The sequence below is a fragment of the Streptomyces sp. NPDC048481 genome (assembly GCF_043200075.1).
Taxonomy (GTDB): Bacteria; Actinomycetota; Actinomycetes; order Streptomycetales; family Streptomycetaceae; genus Streptomyces.
In genome coordinates this window covers 1,325,133-1,339,279 of the sequence record NZ_JBICXC010000001.1, presented here as the reverse complement: position 1 = coordinate 1,339,279, position 14,147 = coordinate 1,325,133, and the positions used below count along the sequence as shown (strand labels likewise).

General features: G+C 73.4%; 12 protein-coding genes. 1 reads left to right on the top strand and 11 read right to left on the bottom strand.

The features are described from left to right. Positions 1–6: 6 nt before the first annotated feature. The 11 genes from ACGFSH_RS05715 to ACGFSH_RS05665 all read right to left on the bottom strand — a co-directional run bounded on the left by ACGFSH_RS05715 (position 7) and on the right by ACGFSH_RS05665 (position 12,730). Positions 7–1,344, bottom strand: coding sequence for an ABC transporter substrate-binding protein (locus ACGFSH_RS05715; RefSeq protein WP_393345257.1), 1,338 nt, complete (start codon positions 1,342–1,344; stop codon positions 7–9). Between the two features lie 401 nt (positions 1,345–1,745). Next, positions 1,746–3,242 (bottom strand): family 43 glycosylhydrolase, encoded by a 1,497-nt coding sequence (locus ACGFSH_RS05710; RefSeq protein ID WP_393345506.1) that lies wholly within the window; start codon positions 3,240–3,242, stop codon positions 1,746–1,748. A gap of 134 nt (positions 3,243–3,376) precedes the next feature. After that, positions 3,377–4,267 carry a PmoA family protein gene (locus ACGFSH_RS05705; RefSeq protein WP_393345255.1) on the bottom strand — a complete coding sequence of 297 codons (891 nt, stop codon included), beginning with the start codon at positions 4,265–4,267 and terminating at the stop codon, positions 3,377–3,379. Then, positions 4,267–5,436 carry a Gfo/Idh/MocA family protein gene (locus tag ACGFSH_RS05700; protein WP_393345253.1) on the bottom strand — a complete coding sequence of 390 codons (1,170 nt, stop codon included), beginning with the start codon at positions 5,434–5,436 and terminating at the stop codon, positions 4,267–4,269. Before ACGFSH_RS05700 ends, ACGFSH_RS05705 begins: the two co-directional genes overlap by 1 nt. Before the next feature lie 181 nt (positions 5,437–5,617). After that, positions 5,618–6,517 (bottom strand): carbohydrate ABC transporter permease, encoded by a 900-nt coding sequence (locus ACGFSH_RS05695; RefSeq protein WP_393345252.1) that lies wholly within the window; start codon positions 6,515–6,517, stop codon positions 5,618–5,620. Then, a complete protein-coding gene (locus ACGFSH_RS05690; RefSeq protein ID WP_393345250.1) occupies positions 6,514–7,449 on the bottom strand; it encodes a carbohydrate ABC transporter permease in 936 nt (311 codons plus the stop codon). Before ACGFSH_RS05690 ends, ACGFSH_RS05695 begins: the two co-directional genes overlap by 4 nt. A gap of 177 nt (positions 7,450–7,626) precedes the next feature. Beyond that, positions 7,627–9,396 (bottom strand): L-arabinonate dehydratase, encoded by a 1,770-nt coding sequence (gene araD / locus ACGFSH_RS05685; RefSeq protein ID WP_393345248.1) that lies wholly within the window; start codon positions 9,394–9,396, stop codon positions 7,627–7,629. Continuing rightward, positions 9,393–10,304 carry a dihydrodipicolinate synthase family protein gene (locus ACGFSH_RS05680; protein ID WP_393345246.1) on the bottom strand — a complete coding sequence of 304 codons (912 nt, stop codon included), beginning with the start codon at positions 10,302–10,304 and terminating at the stop codon, positions 9,393–9,395. Before ACGFSH_RS05680 ends, araD begins: the two co-directional genes overlap by 4 nt. Next, the gene (locus ACGFSH_RS05675) at positions 10,301–10,984 is read right to left on the bottom strand and encodes a GntR family transcriptional regulator (protein WP_393345245.1); all 684 of its coding nucleotides are present in this window, start codon (positions 10,982–10,984) and stop codon (positions 10,301–10,303) included. The genes ACGFSH_RS05680 and ACGFSH_RS05675 overlap by 4 nt, the downstream gene beginning before the upstream one ends. A gap of 162 nt (positions 10,985–11,146) precedes the next feature. After that, positions 11,147–11,908, bottom strand: a complete 762-nt coding sequence (locus ACGFSH_RS05670; protein ID WP_393345243.1) for an MBL fold metallo-hydrolase — start codon at positions 11,906–11,908, stop codon at positions 11,147–11,149. A gap of 225 nt (positions 11,909–12,133) precedes the next feature. Beyond that, positions 12,134–12,730, bottom strand: coding sequence for a TIGR03086 family metal-binding protein (locus ACGFSH_RS05665; protein WP_393345241.1), 597 nt, complete (start codon positions 12,728–12,730; stop codon positions 12,134–12,136). Between the two features lie 100 nt (positions 12,731–12,830). Between ACGFSH_RS05665 and ACGFSH_RS05660 the strand changes: the two genes are divergently transcribed. Next, entirely contained in the window at positions 12,831–14,078 is a 1,248-nt protein-coding gene (locus ACGFSH_RS05660; protein WP_393345239.1) for an MFS transporter, read from the top strand. The last annotated feature ends 69 nt before the right edge of the window (positions 14,079–14,147 follow it).

Here is a 14,147-nt window from a genome sequence, read left to right as displayed (position 1 = left end):
CCGGGACTACTTGTGGTTCTTCTTCCAGTCGGCCTGCGCGGCGTTCAGCTGGTCGGCCAGCGTGTCCAGGAAGTCCTTCGCGCTCTGCTTGCCGAGCAGCACCTTCTGGAAGTTGGGCTCGTTGTCGGCCTTGGAGATCGTGTTCCAGTCGGGCAGGTAGTAGGGCAGCTGCACGATCTTCGTGGTGGCGCCCGTCAGCGCCTCGGCGGCCAGCCTGGTCGGCTCGGAGGACTGCACCCAGCCGTCCTGCGCGGCCTCCAGGTTGGCCGGCACCTGCCCCGCCGTCTTGTTCCACTTGCTGTTCGACTCGTGCGAGGCGGCGAACTCGATGAACTTCCAGGCGGCGGCCTTGTTCTTGCTCGACTTGAACAGGCCCAGCCCGTCGACCGGGTTGGACACCTGCACCCGGATGCCGTTGTCCTGCGTCGGCGCCGGGATGCCCTTGAACTTGCCGGCCAGCGCCTTCTGGTGGTCCCCGAAGGAGCCCAGGTTGTGGCTCAGCATGCCGATGGTGCCGGAGTCCCACTGGGCGACCATCTTGGTGAAGTCGTTGTTGACGTCGGCGGACGGGGTGTCCTTCTTGTACAGGCCGACGTACTTCTCCAGCGCGGCCACGTTCTTCGGGTCGTTGACCGTGGTCTTGTCGCCGTTCCAGAACTCGGTGATGCCGCTCTGCCCGTAGGTCGCGTCCAGCGCCTGGGCGATCGACCCGGAGCCGCCTCGGATGGTGTAGCCGAAGGCGTTCTTGTCCTTGTCGGTCAGCTTGTCGGCGGCCGCGTAGAACTTGGTCCAGGTGGCCGGCGGCTCCAGGCCCGCCTTCTGGAACAGGTCCGTGCGGTACCAGAGGGTGCCGTTGTTGGCGGAGGTCGGCACGCTGTACGTCTTGCCGTCGATCCCGGCGGCCTTGACGCCGTCCAGGAACTTCGCGTTCAGCTTGGCGCTCAGCCCGCTCTTCTCCAGGCGGTCGTCCAGCGGTTCGAGGGCGCCCTGCGCGGCGATCTCGGCCAGCATCGCGGTGCCCACGCCGCCGACGTCGGGCAGCCCGCCGCCCTGGATGGCGGTGTCGTACTTGGACTGGACGCTGTCCGACGGCACACCGACGTACTTGACCTTGATGTCGGGGTTCGCCTTCTCGAAGTCGGCGATGATCTCCTTCCAGACGTCGGTGCGGACGCCGCCGTTGTTGTCCCAGAAGGTGATCTGCCCCTTGCCGGAGCCGTCGCCTCCCTTGTCCCCGGCCGCGCCGCTGCCGTCGTCGCCGCAGGCCGTGGCGGTCAGCGCGAGCACGGAGCCCAGGGCGACGGCCAGGACGACTCGCCTGCTTCTGCGGATGCTGCTCTTCATGTGGTCGGCTCTCTTCTTCTGGATCTTCCGGATCCCAACGGACATATGAAGTTGTGGGGGGTCGAGGGGTGAGGCGGGCGCCCGGCGTCCGGCCGGCGGCACGGCGGCTGCCGGGGCCGCGAAGGGCTCGGGAGCCTCGGGGGTCGCGGGAGCGCGACGGACCGAAGGCGCCTCAGGGGCCGGGGCGGTGGCCGCGGCGGAGGGCGGGCCGCCGGGGGCCCCGGCCCGGCCGGCCGCGTCGGGCCGGGGCCCTGCGGGCAGGGCGAGGACGGCCGCCGGGGCCGCGACGGCCGTCGGCAAGCGCTTGCTGTGGAAGTGCGTCATTGCGGCTCCCAGAGGCGTGCGGAACGGTGACGACGAAGGGGGGGTGGAGGGGGCGGAGGGACGGAGGGGCCGAGGAGTCAGAGCGGTCCGATGCGGAACGCGTCGAACGTGGCGGCTCCCGCGTGCCCTGTGCCGGGCGGCGCGAGGGCGAACAGGCCGAGCAGGGCGCCGACCCAGCGCCACGGCGTGGCGGCGAAGACGGGGCCGGAGCGAACCGGGCCGTCGCCCAGGTCGTAGGCGAACCGGCAGCGTGCTCCGGCGCCGATCTCGATGCGCAGCCGTACCGGCCCGTCGGGGACGGGCACGGGGTGGGCGGCGTCCCGCTCCCGTTCGGCCACCGGCTCGGCGAACCGGTGCACCAGGTGGACGGCGCCGTCGGCGGCGCGCTGGAGGCCGATCCAGCTGAACGCGTCGCCGAGGACCGCGAGTCCGGCGCGGGCACCCGGTTCCTCGCTGTGCAGCCGCAGGCCCACCTCGACGGCCGAGGGCCGACCGGGCAGCCGCTGGGTGAGGACGTTCGGCAGGGTGCGCAGATCGTGCGCGTCGGCCGTCCGCGCGCAGGCCAGGCGCAGTCCGTCGGCGGAGTGCCGGACCGCCCAGCCGTCCTGGGGGTTGGCCGTCCACGACCACTGGCGGCCGAAGCGTCCGCCGGGGAAGTCGTCGTCGACGGCGGGCGCGGCCGGCGGCTGCGCGGGCAGCGCGGGCCGCCGGTGCCGCAGGACGGGGACGCCGTCGTCGCCGATGACCGGCCAGCCGTCCGGACTCCACCGCATCGGCTGGAGATGGACGACCCTGCCGTAGGCGCCGCGCTGCTGGAAGTGCACGAACCAGTCCTCGCCGGACGGGGTGCGGACCCAGCCGCCCTGGTGCGGGCCGTTGACGTCGGTGTCGCCCTGCTCCAGGACGACGCGCTCCTCGTAGGGGCCGAAGAAGTCGCGGGAGCGTAAGGCGCCCTGCCAGCCGGTCGCCACTCCCCCGGCGGGGGCGAGGACGACGAACCAGCCGTCGTGCCGGTAGAGCTTGGGGCCTTCGAGGGTGAACCAGCCGGGGATCCGGTCGCCGTCGACGATCACCTTGCCCTCGTCGAGGACGGCCGTCCCCTCGGGGTGCATCCGGTGGCCGGTGAGCCGGTTCTTCACACCCGACCGGGACTTCGCCCAGGCGTGCACCAGGTAGGCCTCGCCGGTCTCCTCGTCCCACAGCGGGCAGGGGTCGATGAGCCCCCGGCCCGGCTTCACCAGGTGCGGCCGGGTCCAGGGGCCCCTGAACTGCGGGGCGTTGACCTGGAAGATGCCGTGGTCCGGGTCGCCCCAGAAGATCCAGAACCGGCCGTCGTGGTGGCGCAGGGAGGGCGCCCAGACCCCGCAGTCGTGGCGCGGGACCCGGAACGCGTCGGCCGGTTCCAGGCGTTGCAGCGCGTGCCCGACCAGCGTCCAGTGGACCAGGTCGCGCGAGTGCAGCAGCGGCAGGCCGGGGGCGCGGCCGAAACTGGAGGCGGTGAGGTGGAAGTCGTCGCCGACGCGCAGGACGTCGGGGTCGGACCAGTCGGCGTCCAGGATCGGGTTGGTGTACATCCCGGCGGTCCGGTCCGGCCGGTCCCCACGGTCCGTCCCGGCGGCTGCGAGCGGGCCGGTCGTGCCGTGCGCCAGGGCAGGCTCGTCCGGGTCGTCCGGTCCGTGCGTCGCGCGTCGTTCGCGGGCGTCGGGTCTCACCGGGTGACCGCCTTCCGCACCAGGGCCGCCGCCTCGTCGCGGTCCAGCCGGCCGTCGGCGACGACGGTGACGATCCGGCGCACGGCCGTCCCGCCGGGCGGGATAGGCAGCCGTTCGGCGAAGGCGAGCGACGATCCGACGCCCGGGTACTCGGCGGTGCGCACGAACCAGGGGTCGCGGCGGGTGGTGTCGGTGGCGCCGGCGAAGACGAGGGTCCACGCACCGCCGTGGGCGGATCCGGCGGCGCGCGGCGAGCCGTGTCCGGTCAGGGCGAGCCAGTCGGCGCGGGCGCCGTGGACGGCCGCCTCGCCCCGCGCGTGCGCAGTGAACGCCTCGGGGGGCGTCTCCTGCTTCCTGGCCCGCCAGAAGAAGCCGCCGTAGGCCGCGCCGGGGCGTCCGTTCGTCGCCGGGCTGCCGATGGACAGCGGCCCGGCCGTGACGTTGGTCAGGGAGAACGTGAAGTCGAGCGCCCAGGCGGCGGACGTGAGCGGGGTGGCCGCCACGGTACGGCGCTCCCGCAGCAGTTCGGTGCCCGAGGCGACCCAGCGCAGCTCCTCCACGAAGCCGTCGGGGTCGCGCAGCTGGAACGCGGCGTGCCACTGGACGCCGTGATCGTCCAGCTCGGTCGGGCCGCGGTCGCGGACATAGGTGCGGCCGCCCCAGAAGTTGTGCCCCTCGACGTCGGGTACGGCTACACCGACGCCGAGGTGGTGGGTGTGGTCGGCGGGGCTCAGCTCGGTGACCGCCGTGCCGGCCAGGGTGGTGACGGGGTGAAGACAGGGGCGCGGGGAGAGCCTGGCGGGCAGCTCGGGCCGGACGACGTAGCGGGCGACCGGGCGGCCGGCGACGCGCAGGACGACCGGAGAGTGGGGTGCCGGTGCGGTCATCAGGGGCTCACCTCTTTCGGGTGCGCGGTCGGGAACGCCCAGGGGGCGCCCAGTTCGGAGTAGAGGCAGAGGGTGTCGGCGGCGGCCGCGACCAGTGCGTCGACGCCCGGGACGACGCGCCGGTCCTCGTCGGGCAGCAGCCGCCAGACCCCCTCGGGCAGCCGCACCGGGTCGGGGGCCGTCCGGATCGCCTCGACGACCCGCATGAACGACTCGGTCGCGGCGGGCGGGACCAGCAGCGGCGTGCCGTCCGTGAGGTGGTCGACGAGGTTCTCCAGCAGGTCGGTGCTGCCGTACTCGAACTCCTCGGGGCCGTGGCCGGCCCGCTGAAGCAGCACGCGGTCCTGCTTGTACCAGTAGGTGATGCGGCCGCGGCTGCCGTGGACGACGACGTACGGGTCGTCGGGGTCCTCGGCGCACAGTGTGGCCGCGACGACGACCTGCCGGCCGTCGGCCGTGCTCACCCGGACGCAGGAGGTGTCGTCGGACTCGATCTCGTTGGCGTGCGCCAGCTCGGTCTCGATGCGGGCGACGTCGCCGGCGCGGGTGGCGCCGGCCAGGGCGAGGGCGGTGGCGACGGCGTGCGCCAGCGGGTTGGTGAGCGCGCCGTCGATCACGTCGACGTCGTCGAGCCGCCGCCGGCCCGCCCAGGGCGCCCGCCGGTAGTACGCCTGGGCGCGTGCCCAGGCCCCGGCGCCGCCGACCCCGCTCACCTCGCCGATCGCGCCGCCCTGGATCAGGGTGCGGATCGCGGGCAGGGCGTGCGAGCCCAGCGACTGGAACCCGATCTGGCAGGCCACGCCGGCGCGCGCGACGCCGTCGGCCATCCTGCGGAACTCGGCGTAGGACGGAGCCGGCGGCTTCTCCAGGAGGAGGTGCACGCCCCTGGCCGCCGCGGTCAGCGCGAGGTCGGTGTGGGTGGGGATCGGGGTGCAGACGACGGCGACGCGGGCGCCGGTCGTCGCCAGCAGAGCGCCGAAGTCGGCGGACTGCTCGGGTGTGCCGAGGCCCTCGGGGATCTCGGCCGGGGTCAGCGGGGTCAGTTCGCAGACGCCGGCCAGCCGGACGATGCCCTTGTCCTGGAGCCTGCGGATGTTGTCCAGGTGCCAGCGTCCGTGGCCGCGTGCGCCCGCGAGGACGACGGGAACGGCGGTGTCCGGGGTGTTCATGGGATCCTCCCTGCGCCCGCGCCGGGCGCCGCCTCGCGGCCGGCCGCCGCGGCGCCGTCGATCTTTCGACGCAGGGTAGGCGGCCGGGCGGAGTCCGCCCCGGCGACCGGGGCGGCGGCACAGGCGGGAGCCGTGGTGAGGGCGGGCGGGGATGCGGCCGTCGCGGTGCGGCGGGAGGCGCTCATCCCTTCACCGCCCCCGCGCTGAAGCCGGTGATCAGCCACTTCTGGATGAAGGCGAAGACGATCACGACGGGGACGGCGGCGATGATGCCGCCCGCGGCCAGCGCGCCCAGGTCGACGCTGTCGGCGCTCATGAGGGTGTTCAGGCCGACCGGGATCGTCTGCTTGGTCTGGTCGGACAGGAACATCAGGGCGAAGAGGAAGTGGTTCCAGGCGTGCACGAAGGCGAAGGAGCCGACGGCGATGAGGCCGGGCCGCAGCAGCGGCAGGACGACGATGCGGAAGGCGGTGAACCGGCCGCAGCCGTCGACCCAGGCGGCCTCCTCCAGGGAGTAGGGGACGTTCCGGATGAAGCCGCTGATGAGGATCATCGACAGGGGCAGCTGGAAGACCGTCTCGGCGATGATGACGCTGCCCAACGAGTTGATCATCTTGAGCTGGGCGAAGATCTGGAACAGCGGCACGAGGAGCAGCGCGCCCGGCACGAACTGGGTGCACAGCAGGGCGAGCATGAACCCGCGCTTGATCCTGAAGTCGAAGCGGGCGAGCGCGTAGCCGCCGGCCAGGGCGACGCCGGTGGTGAGCAGCAGGGTCGCCACGCCGGTGATCACGCTGTTCTGGAAGTAGATCCCGAAGTCGCGTTCGTTCCACACCTTCTCGAAGTGGTCGAAGGTCACCGGCCAGGGCACGAGCGAGGTCGAGCCGGCCGGGCGGAGCGCGAACAGCAGGATCCAGTAGAACGGGACGAGGGTGAACACCAGGTAGATGCCCAGGGGAAGGTAGATCTGCCAGCGCGGGGCCTCGTCCCAGGCGCGCTTCCTGCCGTGCCGGCGCCGGTCGGCCGCGGCGGGCGGGCGCACGGGGACGGGCGCGACCTCGGTGGCCTCCTCGGTGATCACTTGTCGCCTCCTCCGAACTTGCTCAGCCGCAGATAGACCATCGAGCAGAAGAGCAGGATCACGAACGCGACCGTGGTGAGGGCGGACGCGTAGCCGAAGTTGTGAGCGTCGACGCTGGTGTTGGCGATGTAGAGCGGGAGGGTGGTGGTCTCCCCCGCCGGGCCGCCGCCGGTGAGCGTGTAGAGCAGGTCGACGTTGTTGAACTCCCACACCGCGCGCAGCAGCGTGGACAGGACGATGGCGTCCTTCAGGTGGGGCAGGGTGATGTGCCAGAACTGCTTGATCCGGCTCGCTCCGTCGACCTCGGCGGCCTCGTACAGATCCTTGGAGACGGACTGGAGGTCGGCGAGGATGAGGATCGCGAAGAAGGGGACGCCGCGCCACAGGTCGGCGACGATCACCGCCGGGAAGACGGTCGAGGTGTCCGACAGCCAGCTGGCGCCGTACTCGCCGATCCCCATGTCGGCGAGGTAACGGGTCACGCCCGTCTGGGAGTTGTAGAGCAGCACCCAGATCGCGGAGGTCAGCACGCCCGAGACGGCCCAGGGCGAGAACACCAGCGCGCGGCCCAGCGCCCGTCCGGCGAAGGTCTGGTTGACGATGAGCGCCAGCGCCAGGCCGAATAGCAGTTGCAGTCCGACCTCGACGAACACCCACTTCGCGCTGAAGGCCAGGGTGTCCAGGAACTGCGGGTCGTCGGTGAAGATCCGGGTGAAGTTGTCGAAGCCCGCGAAGCCGTTGCGCCACGGCTTGGTCGGGTTGAAGTTCTGGAGGCTGTAGTAGAAGACGCTGACGACCGGGTAGGCGATGAAGCCCAGCATCAGCAGCGCCGCCGGCGCGATCAGCAGGTACGGCAGCCTGCGGGGCGTGGCGGAGGCACGGCGCCGCCGGGGTGGCGCGGGCGGTTTCGCCACGGCTGCGGCTTGGGCCATGACTGTTCTCCGTTCTCGGTACGTCTCTCGGTGCGTCTTTCGGTACGTCCCTCGGTGCGCCTGTCGGTGCGCCGGGCGTTCGCGTGCGTGGTGCGTCGTGCTGTCGCGGGCGTTGCGCCTGCGCGGGTGAAGCGCTTTCTGCACGGGCAGGCGTGGGCCCGGCCGTGCCCGTCGCCGTCAGCCCGCGTAAGGGTCCGCGACCTTGCCCGGGCGGGCCAGGAACTCGAAGTCGCAGCCGGTGTCGGCCTGGGTGATCTGTTCGGTGTAGAGCGCGCCGTATCCGCGCTCGTAGCGGGCGGGCGGTGGCGTCCACCGAGCCCTGCGCCGTTCCAGCTCCTCGTCGTCGACATCGAGCCGGAGGGTGCGGGCCTCGACGTCGAGGGTGATCGGGTCGCCCGTGCGCACGAGCGCGAGCGGTCCGCCGACGTGGGACTCCGGCGCGACGTGCAGCACGCACGCGCCGTAACTCGTCCCGCTCATCCGGGCGTCGGAGATGCGCACCATGTCGCGCACCCCCTGCTTGAGGAGATGGTCGGGGATGGGCAGCATGCCGTACTCGGGCATGCCGGGGCCGCCCTTGGGACCGGAGCCCCGAAGGACCAGGACGGTGTCGGCGGTGATGCCCAGCCCGGGGTCGTTGATGGTGCGCTGCATCGTGCGGTAGTCGTCGAAGACGACCGCGGGGCCGGTGTGCTTGAGCAGGCGGGGTTCGGCGGCGATGTGCTTGACGACGGCGCCGTCCGGGCAGAGGTTGCCCCGCAGCACGGCGACCCCGCCCTCGCTCGCGACCGGGTTGTCCCGGGGCCGGATGACGTCGTCGTCGTGCACGCGCGCGCCGGCGAGCTGCTCGCGCAGCGTGTCGTGCGAGACGGTCGGCCGGTCCAGGTGGAGCAGGTCCGTGATGCGGGAGAGGAAGCCGGGCAGGCCGCCGGCGAAGTGGAAGTCCTCCATGAGGTACTTCCGGCCGCCGGGGCGGACGTTGGCGAGGACCGGGACGGTGCGGGCGATGCGGTCGAAGTCGTCGAGGGTGAGCGCGACGCCCGCGCGGCCGGCCATCGCGATCAGATGGATCACCGCGTTGGTGGAGCCGCCGAGGCCGAGGACCGTCGTCACCGCGTCCTCGAAGGCGTCCGCGGTGAGGATGTCGCTCAGCCTGCGGTCGCGGTGGACGAGTTCGACGATGCGCATCCCGGCGGCGGCCGCCATCCGGTCGTGCCCGGAGTCCACGGCCGGGATGCTCGACGCCCCCGGGACCGTGACGCCCAGCGCCTCCGCCGCGGCCGTCAGCGTGGAGGCCGTGCCCATCGTCATGCAGTGGCCCGGCGAGCGGGCGAGGCCGCTCTCCAGTTCGGCCAGCTCGCAGTCGCCGATGAGGCCGGCCCGGTGGTCGTCCCAGTACTTCCACATGTCGGTGCCGGAGCCGAGGACCTCGTCGCGCCAGTGGCCGGGCAGCATGGGACCGGCGGGCACGAACACCGTGGGCAGGTCGACGCTCGCGGCGCCCATGAGCAGCGCGGGCGTCGTCTTGTCGCAGCCGCCCATCAGGACGGCCCCGTCGACCGGGTAGGAGCGCAGCAGTTCCTCGGTCTCCATGGCGAGGAGGTTGCGGTAGAGCATCGGGGTGGGCTTCTGGAAGGTCTCGCTGAGCGTGGAGACCGGGAACTCCAGCGGGAAGCCGCCGGCCTGCCACACGCCCCGCTTCACGGCCTGCGCGCGGTCGCGCAGGTGGACGTGGCAGGGATTGATGTCTGACCAGGTGTTGAGGATCGCGACGACCGGCTTGCCGAGGTGCTCCTCGGGGAGGTAGCCGAGTTGGCGGGTGCGGGCGCGGTGGCTGAAGGAGCGCAGGCCCCCCGCGCCGTACCACTGGTGGCTCCGGAGGTCCTCGGGCGCCCTGCGGGGGGCGACGCCGACGGCGTCCGGGGCATGATCGTCGAAGCGCTTCATATGGACCATCCCGCTGCTATCGCGGCGACCTCGGACCGTGCGCCCTCGGGCAGTGTCCGGCTCGGCGCACGCACCTCGCGACGGCACAGGCCGAGGGAGGCAAGAGCCTCCTTGACGACGGTGACGTTGTCGGCGGAGCCGTCGGCGGCCCGCAGCTCCTCGAACCGTCTGATCTGTTCCCACACCTTCATCGCCGCCGGGTAGTCCCCTGATCGAAGCGCTTCGATCATGTTCAGCGAGACGGTCGGGGCGACGTTCACCAGTCCGGAGGTGAAGCCGGTGGCGCCCGCGGAGAAGTAGGAGGGCGCGTACGGCTCGGCGAGACCGGCGACCCAGACGAAGCGCTCCAGGCCGGCGTCCCGGGCGAACGCGGCGAAGCGGGCGGCGTCCGGGACGGCGTACTTGACTCCGATGACGTTCGGGCAGTGGTCGGCCAGCTCGGCCAGCCGCTCGCCGCGCAGCCGCGCGTTGCGGATGTAGGGGACGACGCCCAGCTCGGGCACGGACTCGGCGATGGCCCGGTGATAGTCGACCCAGCCGCTCTGCGAGACGTAGGGGTGCACGGGCTGGTGGACCATCACCATCCGGGCGCCCAGTTCCCGGGCGTGCCGGGCGGACGCGACGGCGGTCGGCACGTCGTGCCCGACCCCGGCGAGGACCACGCCCCGCCCGGCGGCCTCCTGCGCGGTCAGCTCGGTGACCAGACGGCGCTCCTCGGGGGTGAGAGCGTAGAACTCGCCGGTGTTGCCGTTGGGGGTGAGGGTGGTGATCCCGCCGTCGAGCAGCCGGCGGACCAGGGCGCGGTGGGCCGCGACGTCGACGCCGCCGTCCTCGGCGAACGGGGTCACCGGGATGGCCACCACGTCGGCCAGGGCCGCCCGCTGGGTCTCGAACGCCACGCTGCTCATTGCTGACCTTCCTCGGCCGGGGCCTCTTCGACGGCGTCCGTTCCGGCGGTCCCGGGGAACGCCCGGCGCACGAAGGACGCGATGTGGGCGTGCAGGGCGCCGGCCGCGCCGTCCGCGTCGCCGGCCAGGGCCAGGCGCAGGATCTCGCGGTGCTCGCCGGCCTCCCGCTCCCAGGAGGGCGAGGCCGCCCAGGCGACGGCGGAGACCAGGGCGGCCTGGTCGCGCACCTCGTCGAGCATCCGGCCGAGCAGCGGGTTGCCGCACGGCAGATACAGGGCGCGGTGGAACTCCCGGTTGGCCAGGGACCGTTCGGCGGTGTCGGCGGCGTCGTCCGCCATGGTCAGCGCCTCGCGGGCGGCGTCCAGGGAGGCGCCCCGGCGCACGGCCCGCCGCAGCGCCTCGGGTTCGAGGAGCAGGCGTACGTCGTAGACCTCGCGCGCCATGTCCGCGTCCACCATGCGCACCGTGACGCCCTTGTACTGGCTCATGACGACCAGGCCGGTGCCGGCCAGGGTCTTGAGCGCCTCGCGCACCGGGGTCTTGGAGACCCCGAACTGCGCGGCGAGCTCGGTCTCGACCAGAGCCTGACCGGGCGTCAGCCGCCCGGTGAGGATGCGGCGTTTGATCTCCTCCAGCACGTACTGCGTGCGGGAGGGGATCGGCGTGGGCACAGAGGTCATGCGCGCCTCTCGGATGTCGCGTGTCTGATCGGATCTCGCGTATCGCGTCTCATATATGACGTACGAAGTACGACGCGTTGAAGGTAGGAGGGGCCCCGGGTTTCGTCAATGCTTCTTGCAGAGGAAGTTGAGGTCGCCGGGACGCAAGGGCCCCAGGAGGGGTCAGAAGGGGATGGTCTCGCCCTCGCGCGCCGTGCGGGTGGGCCCTTCGAAGACGGCGGCGGCACGGGCGGTCGCGGCCTCGCGGGTCAGCGTCGGGCCGACATGGGTGACGTACAGCTCGCGCACCCCCGCCTTGCGGGCGGTCTCGCCGGCCTCCTCGGGCGTGAGATGCACCGGCTGCCCGTGTTCGCCTTCGCGATGCCGGTCGACGTCCGCCTCGCACAGGAACAGGTCGGCGCCCGAGGCGAGTTCGGTGAGCGCGTCGCACGGCCCGCTGTCCCCCGAGTACACGAGGACGCTGCCCTGGCACTCGGCGCGCAGCGCGTACGCCTCGGTGTCGTGGGCCACCGCGCGCGAGGTGAGGCGCAGGTTCCAGTGCCGCACGGTGTGCCCGTCGAACAGCGGTCTGAAGTCCAGGTACTCGCCGAGGAACCGTACGTCCGGCCGGCCCAGGAAGCCGGCCAGCCGGCGGGCGCAGTCGAGCGGCGCGTACACCGGGATCGGGGCCGGCGGGGTCATCCCGCCGTGTGCGAAGGCGTAGGCGGCGGCGAGGAGGTCCGCGCTGTGGTCGGCGTGCAGATGGGAGATCCAGATCGCGGTGAGCCGGTCGGGGTCCGTGTGCCGCTGCAACTCGGCGAACGTACCGGTGCCCGCGTCCACCCACACCTCCGCGCCCGCGCCGCGCAACAGGTATCCGGAGCAGGGGCGGCCGGGCCCCGGGTGCGGAGAGGCGGTGCCGAGGACGGTGAGGCTGAGGGGCATGGTGGGGAGCGTACGTTTCGCCGCCGCCGGACACGGCCCGAACGTCCCGGTCCACGGCGGCCGCGCTCCGCCGTCCCCCTCCTCGCGGCTGCCGGATCCGGGGCTCCGGCCGCCCCGCGCACCGGCCCGCGACCCGCTCGAACTGTGCCGGGGCGCCCGGAGCCGCCGCCGCGCACGCGCGCGTGCGTCGATGCCTCGCGGCCGCCCCCGTCGGGGAGCCCGTGGCTACGAACGGGGCGTCCACCCCGGATCGCGTCCGCTCAGCCCGAGCGCGCGGTCGAGCAGCGGGGCGTCCGGGGGGACGGGAACGACGGGTCCGAAGGGGCCCGCGCCGGACCCGGCGTCGGTCGCGGCGGACAGGAACCCGTACGCCGCCGACAGCGCCGCCGGGTCCGGGTCGTAGCTCTGGCCGGTGGCGCGCGCCAGGTCCCAGCCGTGGATCACCAGTTCGTCGGCGACGACGGCCGCGGCGACCTCGCCGGGCAGGTCCACGCCGCCCGCGCGGGTCATGCCGGTCCGGGCGGCCGGGTCGCGCCAGGCCGCGACGAGGGCGTCGAGCGCGGCGGCCAGATCCGCGCGCCAGTGCGGGCCGGGTTCCGGCGCGGCCGCGTCGGGCGGGGTGTCGGTCGTGGGGCCGAGGTCCTTGCGGGCCGCGTCACGGAAGGCCACGGACAGGCCGGTGAGGTGGGCGAGGAGGTTGCCCACGGCGCAGCCCGGACAGGGCGTCGCACGGCCCAGTTGCCCGTCGCGCACGCCGTGCGCGAGGCGCACGATGATCCGGGCCTGGGGGCCGAGGTCGAAGGTCGTCGTCGTGTCGGTCATACGGGGCAGACCGTCCGCGCGCCGAGAACTCATCGCGGCGCCCCGGATAAGGCACCTGCCCGATGCGGTGCGGACCTCCTTAGACCCACGATGACCTGGCATGACGAAGAACTGGTCCGTGCTACGGGTCCTGCGCGACCGTGACGCGGCGCTCTGCCTGGCCGTCTCGGTGGTGTCCGGTTTCGGCACCTCGGCGCTCTGGCTGGCGTCCGGTGTGTGGGTCAAGGACCTCACCGGCTCCGACGGCCTCGCCGCGCTGTGCGTGCTGGCGCTGTGGGCGCCCACGCTCCTCGCCCCGCTGCTCGGCTCCCTCGCCGACCGCGGCCGCCGGCGTCCCCTGCTCGTCGCCTTCAACCTGGGTCCGGCGGCCCTGCTGCTCACCGTGCTCGCGGTGGACTCGCCCGGACGGCTGTGGCTGCTGTTCACGGTGCTGTTCCTGTACGGCGCCGCCTGCGTCGTCGTCGACGCGGCCGAGTCCGCGCTCGTGGCCGCCGCCGTCGCCCCGGAGCTGCTCGGCGACTTCAACGGTCTGCGCATGACGCTCACCGAGGGCATGAAGCTGGTCGCCCCGCCCACCGGAGCCGTCGTGTACGCCGCGCACGGCGGCCACGGGGTGGCGCTGCTGGACGCGGCCACGTTCGTCTGCGCGGCCGGCCTGTACGGCTGCGTGGCGGTCCGCGAGGAACGGCCGCGACGGACCGCCGGCCACTGGCGGGCGCACACCGCCGAGGGCGCCCGCTTCCTGTGGGCTCATCCGGGGCTGCGCCCGCTGGTGGTGGCCGGCGGCGCGACGATGCTGTGCGCGGGCCTGGGCGCGCCGCTGGTCTACGCCGTCGTCGAAGGGCTCGGCCACTCCCCCGCGTACGCGGGCGCGCTGTACGCCGCCCAGGGCGCCGGTTCGGTCGTGACGGGGCTGCTCGCGGGGCCGGCGCTGCGGCGGCTGGGGGCGCGCCGGTTCGCGGCGTGCGGGATCGCCCTCACGGCCGCCGCGGTCGCCGCCCAGGCCGTCCCCTCGGAGCCCGTGGCCCTGATGTGCGGCGCGGCCATCGGCGCCGGGCTGCCGTGCCCCCTGATCGCGGCGCTGACCGCCGTGCAGCGGCAGACGCCGCAGGCGCTGCTCGGCCGGGTCACCGCCACGGCCGGCACCCTGTTGTACGCGCCGAACGCGATCGGCCTGGCGGCGGGCGCGGGCCTGGTCGAACTCGTGCCGTACCAGGCCCTGTTGCTGACGCTGGGCCTGGCACGGCTGACGGCGGTCCTCCCCCTGCTGCGGTCGCCCGCGCGGCAGCGGGGGGAGGCCGCGGCCCGTCCGGCCGCCGAGCCGACGCACGAAGCCGACCGGACGTGAGACGCCGTCCGCCGCCGTGACGAGCGACCCCGCGACGGTCGACGCCCTCTCGCCGGGCCGCGCCGCCAC